Source organism: Acinetobacter calcoaceticus (genome assembly GCF_051947995.1).
Classification (GTDB): domain Bacteria; phylum Pseudomonadota; class Gammaproteobacteria; order Pseudomonadales; family Moraxellaceae; genus Acinetobacter.
Genome location: NZ_JBLVVH010000001.1, coordinates 431,122 through 443,697 on the forward strand (window position 1 = coordinate 431,122; position 12,576 = coordinate 443,697).

Sequence of the window (12,576 nt, forward strand, 5' to 3'; positions counted from 1 at the left end):
ATAAGTTGAGTATATTACATGAAAATAACTTTACTCATTTCCTCTCTCCCCACCCAGAACACCACAACGCGAATGCGGGTATGGCGATCACTCAAAGCCTGCGGTGCAGCCACACTAAGAGATGGGGTATATATTCTGCCTGTAGAGCATTCAGAAAAGTTTGATGCGATTGCTGAAAATCTAATTGCAGAACAAGGCAGTGCCTATCTATTTCAAACCATTGCCTCAGAACATCTGGATCTCGTACAGCTATTTAACCGAAAAGAAGACTATGAAGCGCTCTATCAGCAGCTCAGCCAGCTAAGACAGGCACTCAATCAGACCGATAAAAAAGAACTGCTGAAACAGATCCGCAAGCTACGCAAGCAGCTCGATGCGTTAATTGAAATTGACTATTTCCCAACCGAAGCACAGCAGCAAACGGTTCGGGAACTTAATGCAGTTGAACAGAGCATTTTACGTTTGGGTGAAACCGATGAACCGCATGCCCTATACGACGATATTCAAGTACTAAGCAAACAAGACTTTCAAAACAGGGTCTGGGCCACAAGAAAACGACCATGGATTGATCGTTTAGCATCCGCCTGGCTCATCCAGAATTTTATTGACCCTGAGGCAACCTTCATCTGGTTAGACACACCAAACGATTGCCCAGCCACTGCCCTAGGATTTGATTTTGATGGCGCCCGCTTTAGTCATATTGATCATTGGGTCACGTTTGAAACCTTATTGCACAGTTTTGCTCTGCATCAACACTCTGCTTTAAAGCAGATTGCGGAAATCGTGCATTTTCTTGATGTTGGTGGTGTGGAGCCCCCCGAAGCAATCGGAATTGAAAAAGTCATCCAGGGCTTAAGAACTAAAATTACGGATGATGATCAGTTACTTGAACTCTCTAATTATGTGTTTGATGGCCTCTATGCCAATTTTTCTCGAGAATGATCATGCAACAAAAACAAATCAATGAGCTCGATCAGCCCATCGCCGCTGTACCCTTTTGGCAAGCCTTCCTGTTCTGGCTTAAACTGGGATTTATCAGTTTTGGCGGACCGGCAGGCCAGATTGCAGTGATGCATCAGGAACTGGTCGAAAATAAACGCTGGATCTCTGAAAAAAGATTCTTACATGCATTGAATTATTGCATGCTCTTGCCCGGTCCCGAGGCACAACAGCTGGCCACCTATATTGGCTGGCTCATGCATCGAACAGCAGGTGGGCTGGTGGCAGGAATTCTGTTTGTACTTCCGTCACTGTTTATCCTGATTGCCCTGTCCTGGATTTATGTACAGTTTGGTGATGTACCGATCATTGCAGGTCTATTTTATGGCATTAAACCCGCAGTCACGGCGATTGTGTTTCATGCCACTTATCGTATTGGCAGTCGCTCACTTAAAAATCCGTTTATGTGGGGGATCGCCGCTGCGGCATTTATTGCCATCTTTGTGTTTAATGTTCCTTTTCCCCTGATCGTTTTAGCAGCTGCCTTGACCGGCTATCTGCTCAGCAGGAAAAAACCGGATTTATTTACGGCTCAGGCAGCCCATCAAAAAAGTCATAAAAGCTATGGAACTGCCCTGATTGATGATGATACCCCAACGCCAGCCCATGCCATTTTCCGCTGGCGCAATCTCGTCAAAATCCTGTTCATTGCAGCATTACTTTGGTGTGTGCCGATGTTGCTTTTAACTTTGGGATTGGGTTGGCACCATACTTATACCCAGATGGCATGGTTCTTTACCAAGGCCGCCTTACTCACTTTTGGCGGTGCTTATGCTGTATTGCCCTACGTCTACCAAGGTGCAGTCAATTATTATGCATGGCTAAGTCCCACTCAAATGATTGATGGTCTGGCACTGGGTGAAAGTACTCCCGGTCCTCTGATCATGGTGGTGGCATTCGTGGGTTTTCTAGGGGCGTACAATCATGCTGTATTAGGTGCTGAACAGCTGTTTTTAGCAGGTGCACTCGGCGCTGTAATTGTCACATGGTTTACCTTCTTATTTTCATTTGTATTTATTCTGACAGGCGCGCCAGTCATTGAATCAACCCATAATGAACTGAAATTCACGGCCCCCCTCACCGCCATTACGGCCGCCGTGGTCGGAGTCATTTTAAATCTGGCTTTATTCTTTAGCTATCATGTGCTGTGGCCAAAGGGCTTTAACCACCCATTTAATTATGAAGCAGCCTTTATTACCCTTGCAGCGCTGATTGCCTTATTCAAATTCCAGATCAATGTGTTGTATGTGATATTTGCCTCAGCCTTTTGTGGCCTGATCTTATATATCGGTGCTTAAGCAGATGCATCGAGTAGCGCAAAATCCTACTCGATGTCACTCAATCTTAAATATGATGAATTTCGACTGAGGCATGCACAATTTCCTCATGAATCGCCAGCGCGGCTTTAACCTGATCAGGATTAAGATCGGTCAATGTCGTTTCCAGACCGACAATACACGAGAACTTGCCTTTCCCCACTTTCCACACATGCAGATCGGTAATATCAACCTGTGAAAACCCGGCAATCACCTCCCGTATTTCTTCAACCACAGGATGACCCATTTCGGCATCCAGTAAGGTTTTTCCCGTTTCCTGCATCAACCCCCAAGACCATTTCGCCACCAGCAATGCCCCCACAATTCCAAGCAAAGCATCCAGAAAATTCCAGCCGAAATATTTGGCTGCAAATAAGGCAATAATGGCCAGAACAGAGGTTACCGCATCGGCAACTACATGCAGAAATGCAGCTTTTTGATTTAAATCATGATGGTCATGAGCATGTTGATGTGCTTCATGGTGGTGGCTATGCGAATGGTGATGGTGATGGTGATGGTGATGGTGATGGTGATGGTGATGGTGATGGTGATCATCATGACCATCTTCATGTAATAACCAAGCACAAATCAGATTGACCATCAGGCCAATAATCGCAATCGGAATCGCCTCATTAAAATGAATGGTGACCGGATTGAATAAGCGCTCCAGTGACTGAATCCCCATCAACAGCGCGACCACCATCAGTAAAATCGCACTGCTATATCCCGCCAGAATTTCAATTTTCCAGGTCCCAAAACTAAAGCGTTGATCGTGGGCATAATGTCGTGCCATACGATAAGCAAAATAAGCCAGTCCCAAGGCCAGCATATGCGAGCTCATATGCCAGCCATCGGCAAGTAAAGCCATCGAATTAAAAAACCAGCCGCCCAGAATTTCCAGCACCATCATCACTGCAGTTAAAAGGGTGGCAATTAAAATTCTTTTTTGCGCTAAAGGATTTCCTTGATCAAACTGATGAGAATGACGTCGTTCTAGGTTACTATGCTGCATTTATTTTAGTCTTCCAATATACTCCCCCTAGTATATATTTTTTTAGGAAAAAAAGTATGTCTCACCTACATCAAGATAAGAAAATTTTAAATCGTCTTAAGCGGATTCAGGGACAGTTCGCAGCAGTCGAGAAATCGCTCACCAATCCTGAAAGTTCTTGCATAGAAGTTCTACAGCAGGTTGCAGCAGTCAAAGGTGCAGTGAATGGTTTAATGAACCAGTTGATCGAACAACACTTAAAAGAACATGTATTAAAAGGTGCTGATCATGTCGATGAGGAAGAAGTAGAAAAGTTTTTCACCTTATTACAACGCTATCTATAAATACCAGATCGTCTTACTCAGTTGCTCGATCTCGGCATGATCATGACTCACATATAACATCGGGATCTTGATTTCCTGTTTGACACGTTGAAAAAAAGGAATGATCTCGGCTTTATGCGCCGTATCCAGTGCAGACAGTGGCTCATCTAAAAGCAGCAATTGTGGCGAGTATAATAATGCTCGTCCCAAAGCTACTCGCTGTTTTTCGCCTCCAGACAGCTTAATCGGCATACGTTCCAGCAAATGTCGCAATTTGAGTAACTCAACAATATAGTCCACTTCAAACTGACGTTGTTGTGGTGCAATATGCTTAAAACCAAACAGTAAATTCTGTTTGACGTTTTTATGCGGAAACAGTTGTGCATCCTGAAAAACCAAGCCCACGTGACGCTGCTGCGTACTGAGATGAATATTTTGAGCTTGATCGAACCAGATCTGATCCTGAATTTTAATCCAACCCGATTGCGGTCGGATTAATCCGGCAATGCTATGCAATATCGTGGTTTTCCCCGAACCGGAAGCCCCAAATAAACCAATTACTGTCTGATCAGATTGAAAACGTTGATCCAGAGAGAATTGTCCTTGTTGCAGTTGTATATGACAATCAATCATGCTGAATACCCACGCTTATTTTTCTGATATCGATTGAACCACTGTGCAAACCATAAGGCAAAGAATGCCACCGATAAAGATAAGATAATCAATCGCCATACCGCAGCTTCGGTATCGGGTTGCTGCATCAAACTATACATTGCCAACGGTAAAGTCCGGGTTTCGCCAGCAATATTGCCAACAAAGGTAATGGTTGCACCAAATTCTCCCAGACTACGACAGAAACACAGAATACTGCCCACCAAAATCCCGCTACTGGCCAATGGCAAGGTCACCTGTATAAAAGCGCCAAGGGAAGATGCGCCCAAGGTTTTTGCGGCCATTTCCAAACGTTGATCGACCAGTTCAATCGCCAGTCGAATCGATTGTACCAACAAGGGAAAGCCCATGACCGCCGAGGCCAATACTGCCCCTTTCCAGTTAAAGGCAAACTCTAAACCGAAAGGTGCCAGATATTGTCCGAATAATCCGCGATTACCAAACAATTGCAGTAACAAGTAGCCCGGCACCACAGGTGGCAAAACCAAAGGCAAGAACACCAAGGTCTCAAATAGTGATTTTCCCCAAAACTCTTTTCGGGCCAATACCCAAGCCACTAAAGTTGCAGGAATGAGGCTAAACACCAGACACGCTGCTGCCACTTTGCAGGACAGCTTAAGAACTTCAATTTCTTCGAGATTGAGGATCATCATTCAATTACTGCGACACGCTAAACCCATATTTTTTAAATACGGCTTTGGCCTGCCCACTTTGTAAAAACTTATAGAATTTAATCGATTCGATATTTTTCTTGATCAGTCCTACAGGATAAATAATCGCTGGATGGGTATTTTCAGGGAAGATACCGGCTACAACCACATCTTTGCTGATGGCAGCATCAGTTGCGTAGACAATACCGACCTGACATTCACCGCGAGCTACAAAGTTTAAGGCAGCACGGACATCTTCTGTTTCCACGAGACGAGATTGAACCTTGTCCCACCAGCCCAGCGAATTCAATGCCTGCTTGGCATATTTCCCTACAGGCACACTTTTGGTATCGCCTGTACACAGCTTGCCCTGAATCACCTTAGCTGGATCAAAGCTTTTATCCATTTTTAATTTAATCGGCCGATCTTTAGGCGTAATCATCACTAAACGATTACCCAATAAATTGATGCGATCTGTTGCAGCAAGCAATTGTTTGTTTTGCAAATAATCCATCCACTGCGTATCAGCCGAGATAAATACATCAGCTGGCGCACCTGCTTCAATCTGTTTGGCTAAAGTAGAGGAACCGGCATATGAGGTCTTGATCTGGGTTTTATTCTTCTTTTGATAGATTGCATCGAGTTCATTCACTGCATTGGTTAAGCTGGCAGCGGCATATACTGTAACTGATTCGGCAGCAAATGCAGGGGTCTGAATCAATAATCCCGCCCCGAAAATGGCACTGCATAGACCTAATTTTTTCATCGTTATTGTCATCATCCTGTCCTCAGATTTCGATATGTTTTTAAAAATATATCGCTGAATAAAGATACACTAAAAATAACATTTCGCCAGTTTAGTTAGGCTTTATCCTTCATTTGTTTAAAGACGAGTATGGCGCTGAAAAGTGGCAAGATCGCGACTTTGGGTGCAAAAATAAGTTTTATAGCTACTCAATGCAGCATTTCGACATCAATGATTGGTCCCCGCAAAGCTCTAGTTTTTTAACCCATCGCTACTGGCGTGAAAATTAAGCTCATTGGAAAAAGTTTTAGAAGAAATAAAATCTTTTAAAAATTTAATAACAATTCATTAAACATCATCATATTGGACTTTACTTAGCCTCATCTAGAAGCTACATATTTTTATCATTTCATTTTTTGATAGATTCAACATAGAATTACGTGCCGACAGGCATGAATAATTTATAAATTCATACTGTCTCAAATACTTTCCTTTTTTAATTTCCAATCTGATCTGTGTCTCCAAAGTCCCTGCTTTTATGCTTGAAGTATCAATACAGAAAATATAATTACTTTGTTTATTCGATAAATTTTTTAAACTTTCGCCATATAGATCAATCGATAATTTTTCATCAAAAACATTTTCTTTATACTTAAATGAACTATCTAACAATCCAAACTCATTAGCAGCGCTCATCTCACTTGTTTTTAGAGCACAAAGCTGATGACCTAAAAATTCATAATTAAAATTTTCGGTTTGCTTTTCTTTACAGCCTCCAAGAAAAGCCATCAATAAGAGTATAGGTAATTGTTTTAACATCAGCCATGCTCATCCAAGAAATCAAGCATTGACCTGTCCCGTAAAATGCGAAATACACAGTTTAGTTGAGCCTGATGCAATGACTAAATTATTACTCTAACCAGTGACCTTGCCGAGATAAATTAAATTTTAAAGCCCTTTGTTCATTCCAAGAGCTTTAAAAAGTTTTAACCTTTCACAGCTAAGTTCTGCTTCGGTAATAATTTACAACCACAAGATAAGGGATCATTGACACGTGCTGCTGCTTTGCCCATGACTTGCATATTGGGGTCACCCGCCACAATCGTAGCAACCGTTTTATGCTTAGGACAAGTCGCCTTGTCACCGACACAGGCAATCGGAATTCCTTCAATCAAGAAGCTACTATTGCCGCTAATCACCTGTCCACCGCCTGTGGTTGGACAACCAACAACTATATAGGGTGTTGCCATAATCACATCCCTCGCCTATAGGTATTTAAACTGTTAAAGCACTTCAAATTCAATCCGACGGTTTTTCCGACGCCCGTCTGCCGTTGCATTATCCGCAACAGGCTGGCTAGAGCCCTTGCCTTCGGTACTCAAACGGTCAGCAGCAATACTTTTACTGACCAGATAACTTTGTACCGCTGCAGCACGCTGCTGGCTTAAAACCGTATTCTTGGTAGCATCACCAGAACTATCGGTATGCCCAATAATTTTGACTTTCTTGCCGCCCACCTTGTTTAAAGCCACCGCCATTTCATCCAGAATCTGTTGCCCTGCCGCGGTCAGGATTGCACTCCCAGACTCAAATTCGATAATTCGGTTTTTCAATGCATCATCAATAATTTTTTGCTCTGCCTGATTCACAGAAAGCTGCGCATTAAAACGATAAGGCTGCTGGACCAAAGCCTGAAAATTATTGGTGGTCGGTTGAATATCATTAGGATCCGTCATTTTTCCTGTTAATTCAACCTGTATTCCTCTGACTCGCAATTGCCCCTGCTTGACCTTTTTCAAGTCAGGTGTAATCACACGCGTTACGGAATCGCTCCATCCATTTGGCGCTGAGACTGGACGGACCTGAATTTTATCGACCACTTGATCGGCACCATACACCGACTGCATCTTGACCAGAATTGCCTGTTTGCTGGCATCGTTTGGTACTACACCTTCCACCACGATCGGAGCTGCATTGAGCACAGCACTTTGCCCTAAGAGTGTTAAAGCAAAGACCCAACCCGCCGATACAGATTTCAAATTATTTCTCATATTTATTCATCTAAAAAAGTTTGTCGGAATAGCTTTAAGCCCTGACTCAGGCTCATCTGACGCTGACAAAGTGACTGTTCGAGTGTCGCAAGGCCCGCATTTTGCTCCAGATAAGCATCAATCCATTGCGCCTGAATCAATGAAACCCAATGTTCACTCTGCATATTCTGGGTAAAGATATCGCTCAATGCCAGGATGTCTGCACCCTGGAAACCAATAAATAGAATCGGCTCCTCCCGGTGCAAGATGCCAATCAGGATTTCGGTATTGTTAATTCCTAAGAATCGTCCAATCATGCCAACCCAGAAGGCAGCAATTTCATAACAATACATATGGTTATTGATCGGCAGGATCAACACCTTATTTAAGCGACTGGTGCCATTCTTTAAAATCGGCTGCAATAGCAATCCCAAACCAATCATGCTTTGTGCGAGTTCATAGACATTGATCTTCATCAATTGTGCAAATGAGTGCATGGTATGATTTTCATAGAAACCATTGCATTCGGTCGAGGTAAATAACTGAACCACGTTGGGTAGATTATTCAGCTTTTCCAGCATGATATTGGTATCACGGATACTGCGAAGTACCCGATTACGCTGAAACAGATCAACCAGTACCGATTTGTAATAATACGGCGCCAACAATAGATTCTGATAAGGTTGTTCGACTTCCAGCAGTTGGCTTAACACCATTGGAAATGCTCGCCCTGAGCTGTCCTGACTGGCAATCAGGTTGGCTGCCAGAAACATCGGCTCGGCAGGATTGGCGATAAAGAAATCCAGCGCTGGTAAAGACTCATAACGTTGTTTAAAGTCAGGCGCTCGCATGGCATGTTCAAGTGCTTCCGTGATCCATTGATCAAGCACCTGAATCAACGCATATTGCCCTTTGGACTTCAGAAAGTCACCCCGAGCGGGTGTCTTTCCGTAATACAAAGGTGTGGTCTTCACTTGTTGCATCCCAGCCCCTCCTGATATTCCGTGATTATCCCTAACATTACGGTGTGACTCCTGGCTGAGCAGGTGCAGCCGGTTGTGGCTTCGGTGCAGCACCCGCAGGTGTTGCTTGCGCAGAAACCACGCGTACTGCTTTCTCTGTCACCACTTTATCTACCAGTTGCAAGCCTGCATAACCACGGCTCGAACCGATATTGCCTGAGCTATTACCGCTAATCAGACGGAAGTTCACTTTTAAGGTTAATGATGGTTCAGCTTTGCTGGTCCAGGTCATTTCGAAGCTACCATTTTGCTCTTTACGCTGTGCCGCATCGATCAAACGGTTAATGCCATATTCACCCGGCTCTTCGAAAATAGTATGGGTCTTGCCCTCAAGATCGACGGCAGTAATACGCGCACCTGGAATCGCTCCCTGATTCGGCCATACGAAGTTCACCCATTGCTGAATGCCATTTTCAAACACCATTCGCTGACCATCAATATCAATGGTGTACGACAAGTACTGTGGATTCGGTAATGGATAGAACTGAAAGTTCGACTGATTTGACACAGGCGCAGCGGCTGGCTGATCCAGACTACCGGTCGCCATGCCATTGATTGGCGCCACATATTGCTGGAACGCCATCACAAATTGCGGGTTCAGGCTAATGCCCAGATCTTTCCAGGTTTTAGAAGTCAACACATAGCCACGGCGAATTACAAATGGATCCAAGGCTTCTTTGACAAAGCGTGCAATGCTACCTGTTTCACCAAAGATCTGACCAATTTCATTACTGGTTGCCTGTAAAGTCACACTTGAGTTAAATGGATACTTCTGACTCAAATTGGTTTTAAATGGTTGATAGGCCTGAATACCCCACAATTTGTTTAACTCATCTTGTGTCGGTGCAATCAAGCTGGCAAATGATTGAGTCAACGGTCCCATCAACAGCTTTTGCAATAACTGCTGGTCAGTATCCTTCAGACCCACCATCATTTTCTCATCCACATATTTCTGAGTGATGTTGAAAACCGAGGTTTGGTCATTGATGGTCTGTTTCACTAAAGCCATCGCACTTGGGCCAATCTCACCTGCAGTTTTCAGATCATTGAACTTGCTGCGGACTTGCGCAAGATTATTCATGTACTCATCAAACAGCGACTTATCCTGCAAATCATCACGCTTACGCACCAATTGATAGAACATCTGGTACTCTTGAGAAATTGCACCTTGCGCACGGTCCATAGCTTGAGCCGCTGCTCTATCATCCGAATTATTCAAGACTTTACGCTTGAACCAGGCCACAAAGCCTTTTTCAGGGACAGCAAGTTCAGCTTGAACAATCGGGTTATCCCAGTTGGTCTCGATCGCGATCCGTTGTAACAGGGTACGGATCGGCGAGTTTTGAGGTTCACCCAAGATATCAATGGTCTTGACCTGCTGGCTAAACTGATCGGCTTTAGCATAATAAATACCGCTCAGGAATTTCTTCCATTCCGTCACATATTCCTGCTTATATAAGGCCACCAGTTGCTTGCGAATCTGCTCCGGGCTACCCGAGAAGGTCAAATCATCAGATTGACGGCTATTCAACACCCAGTCTTTACTGTCTGTTGGTTTATTCGCCGCTTCATCAATCGCTTTTTCGACATATTCATCCCAAGCTTTTTGCGTAAATACACCTGGTAATGCATAGCTACCCAGCACAATTGAACGGTTTTGCTCACCCACAATCTGTGCAACGGTCACCGCCGGGAAACGTACCGCTGCGCGCATCTTGATTTCATTATAGACACGATCACGCGCTGGCATGCCACGAATGACAGACAATAACACCTGACGGGTTTGATCAACCACTTGCGCATCTGTTTCAAGGATCGGGAAACCTTCCTGATTGGCCAAGGTCATGGCATAAGAAAGAATTTTTTCCGCATCCTGAATCATTTCACCACGTGGCATCTGGCCACGGTTGGCATCTAGCCAAGAACGCCAGAAACGTGACACCTGATCACTTAAATGACTGCTATCCATATATTCCGGATTGCTCATCATCAAGTAGGCTTTTAATGCATTATAGGCATCTTGCGGATTGGTATCCGAAGGCTCCAGATACTGCTGTGTCTTGGCAACCTGTTTGATTTCCACATTGACATGGTTGGCTTTCAGGGTTGCTTCATTGTTCTTAACACGTTGCAGGTATTGTGCAATATTCTGTTGGGTCGGCGTCAGGACAATCTGCTTGATCCCTTTCAGGTATTCTGCCTTTAAGCTCTCGCGTAACTGATTGCCTTGATACAAACCAAAGCTGAATTTAAGTGGACGATGGTCATTGAACTCATCAAGCTGCTGTAAACGCTCCTGCAAGATCAGTAAAGCTTCAAGCTGGGTGGAAAGCTGTTGTCCAGAAGCTTTTTCCAGATGCACCACTTTATCCAGATCTGCCTGCACATCGGCAATCAGTTGCTGGTTATTGCGATATGACCAGACCCATACGCCCAAGACCAGTGAAACACCGACCAATGCGGCAATGAATCCGATATAGCGCTGACGCTTTTTCGCAGGATTGATATGCTGCTTCACCAAATCCTTATCGCGTAAGATTACATTCGAAAACAGGCCTTGCAAGAAATAACCATGATTCGGTGCAAGTGATGGACTCGGACCGTCCTGACCATTGAGCGGAACCTGCTGAAGCTGGAATTCCTGTGCAATATTTTCCGTCATTGGACTTTCAATAATGCCTTCCTGCAAAGCACTGGTAAAATAAAAACCACGGAATACCGGCTGGAACTGATAAGGGTTATCTTCAAACAAAGTACCAATAAAGCTTTTTAATGCCGGTTTTAAGGTTTTGAATTCCAGTGGGAAGGTCATCACACTTGGAGAAATATTCTGCGAATGACGGCGGCTCAAATGCGTCGTGCTTACACTCTTTAAACCGTCATACAGAATCGTGTAATGTTTCTCGAATAATTCAACCGCATTCTGGGATGAGTTCTGCTCGTAAGGCAAGGTTGCACCCCAAGCCTGATTGTATTCTTGCGACTCATAACAATCGAAGAACTCGGTAAAGCCCGCAATCAGGTCCATTTTAGAGAACACCAGATAAACCGGCACCACCACTTCAAGTCGCTCGGTTAAATCCTGAATACGGGCACGTAAATTCTTGGCCAGTTTTAAGGAGTTTTCAGGACTTTGGCTAATCAGTTCAGCAATACTGACAATCACGATCAGACCATTCACCGGGGCTTTAGAACGGTTTTTCTTCAAGATATTAAGGAAACCTAACCATTCAGAATGGTCTTCCGAGTACACCGAATAACGGCCTGCAGTATCCAGCAAGATCCCTTCGGTAGAAAAGAACCAGTCACAGTTACGTGTACCACTCAAACCTGCAGAGACCATCTTTTGATGGGTTTCTTCAAATGGAAACTTTAATCCGGAATTGTAAATGGCCGAACTCTTACCTGCAGCCGGGTTACCAATCACCATATACCAAGGCAATTCGTATAAAGCCGCATTGCCCTTTTTATCGCCCAGTTTGGATTTGCGAATCAACTGGATCGACTCTTTCATCTGTTGCTGGATTAACTGTAATTCGGCTTTATCTTTTTGTTGTCCGTACTCAGCCTTGCTGTCCTGTTCAATCGCATTGGCCAGTTCTTCACCCTGTTCAGCATGGCGTTTACGCTGGATCAACCAGTAAATGCCATACACAATCAGGCCCAACGCATAAGTCGCTGCCAACGCCCAGAAGATATGACGCGGAATAGACGAATATGAAGAAATAAGCGCCACAAACAAGGACAAAGCAATGATTGCCTTAGGATTAGTGATGTACTGCCACAGATAACCTAAAATGGTATACATTGAGTTCTCAAATTCTTAAT

12 protein-coding genes are annotated in these 12,576 nt (G+C 44.1%); 3 read left to right on the forward strand and 9 right to left on the reverse strand.

All coding sequences use genetic code 11. The features are described 5' to 3' along the window. Positions 1 to 18: 18 nt before the first annotated feature. Together ACNQO6_RS02115 and chrA are read left to right on the forward strand one after the other, a co-directional pair. Positions 19 to 942 (forward strand): chromate resistance protein ChrB domain-containing protein, encoded by a 924-nt coding sequence (locus ACNQO6_RS02115; RefSeq protein WP_440207949.1) that lies wholly within the window; start codon positions 19 to 21, stop codon positions 940 to 942. A gap of 2 nt (positions 943 to 944) precedes the next feature. Further along, positions 945 to 2,297 (forward strand): chromate efflux transporter, encoded by a 1,353-nt coding sequence (gene chrA / locus ACNQO6_RS02120; protein ID WP_440207950.1) that lies wholly within the window; start codon positions 945 to 947, stop codon positions 2,295 to 2,297. 46 nt (positions 2,298 to 2,343) lie between these two features. Here chrA and dmeF read toward each other — a convergent pair whose 3' ends face one another. After that, positions 2,344 to 3,327, reverse strand: coding sequence for a CDF family Co(II)/Ni(II) efflux transporter DmeF (dmeF, locus tag ACNQO6_RS02125; protein WP_440207951.1), 984 nt, complete (start codon positions 3,325 to 3,327; stop codon positions 2,344 to 2,346). A 56-nt stretch (positions 3,328 to 3,383) separates the two neighbouring features. Here dmeF and ACNQO6_RS02130 point away from each other — a divergent pair, with 56 nt between their 5' ends. Continuing rightward, positions 3,384 to 3,650, forward strand: a complete 267-nt coding sequence (locus tag ACNQO6_RS02130) for a metal/formaldehyde-sensitive transcriptional repressor (protein WP_016651958.1) — start codon at positions 3,384 to 3,386, stop codon at positions 3,648 to 3,650. Here ACNQO6_RS02130 and ACNQO6_RS02135 read toward each other — a convergent pair. From ACNQO6_RS02135 to tssM, 8 genes are all read right to left on the reverse strand, one after another. Continuing rightward, positions 3,645 to 4,262, reverse strand: a complete 618-nt coding sequence (locus ACNQO6_RS02135; RefSeq protein WP_440207952.1) for an ATP-binding cassette domain-containing protein — start codon at positions 4,260 to 4,262, stop codon at positions 3,645 to 3,647. The two genes, ACNQO6_RS02130 and ACNQO6_RS02135, sit on opposite strands and share 6 nt — an antisense overlap. Then, on the reverse strand, positions 4,259 to 4,954 hold the full coding sequence (gene modB, locus ACNQO6_RS02140; protein WP_440207953.1) for a molybdate ABC transporter permease subunit: 696 nt from the start codon (positions 4,952 to 4,954) through the stop codon (positions 4,259 to 4,261). The genes ACNQO6_RS02135 and modB overlap by 4 nt, the downstream gene beginning before the upstream one ends. Before the next feature lie 4 nt (positions 4,955 to 4,958). Then, positions 4,959 to 5,729, reverse strand: a complete 771-nt coding sequence (modA, locus tag ACNQO6_RS02145) for a molybdate ABC transporter substrate-binding protein (protein WP_440208068.1) — start codon at positions 5,727 to 5,729, stop codon at positions 4,959 to 4,961. 351 nt (positions 5,730 to 6,080) lie between these two features. After that, positions 6,081 to 6,515 carry a hypothetical protein gene (locus ACNQO6_RS02150; protein ID WP_440207954.1) on the reverse strand — a complete coding sequence of 145 codons (435 nt, stop codon included), beginning with the start codon at positions 6,513 to 6,515 and terminating at the stop codon, positions 6,081 to 6,083. A gap of 167 nt (positions 6,516 to 6,682) precedes the next feature. Further along, on the reverse strand, positions 6,683 to 6,946 hold the full coding sequence (locus ACNQO6_RS02155) for a PAAR domain-containing protein (protein ID WP_016651954.1): 264 nt from the start codon (positions 6,944 to 6,946) through the stop codon (positions 6,683 to 6,685). A gap of 33 nt (positions 6,947 to 6,979) precedes the next feature. Beyond that, positions 6,980 to 7,747: an OmpA family protein gene (locus tag ACNQO6_RS02160; protein ID WP_440207955.1), complete on the reverse strand. Its 768-nt coding sequence runs from the start codon at positions 7,745 to 7,747 to the stop codon at positions 6,980 to 6,982. A 2-nt stretch (positions 7,748 to 7,749) separates the two neighbouring features. Beyond that, the gene (gene tagF / locus ACNQO6_RS02165) at positions 7,750 to 8,709 is read right to left on the reverse strand and encodes a type VI secretion system-associated protein TagF (protein ID WP_440207956.1); all 960 of its coding nucleotides are present in this window, start codon (positions 8,707 to 8,709) and stop codon (positions 7,750 to 7,752) included. Between the two features lie 37 nt (positions 8,710 to 8,746). After that, complete coding sequence (tssM, locus tag ACNQO6_RS02170; protein WP_009514727.1) at positions 8,747 to 12,556, reverse strand: type VI secretion system membrane subunit TssM; 3,810 nt, start codon at positions 12,554 to 12,556, stop codon at positions 8,747 to 8,749. Positions 12,557 to 12,576: the final 20 nt, after the last annotated feature.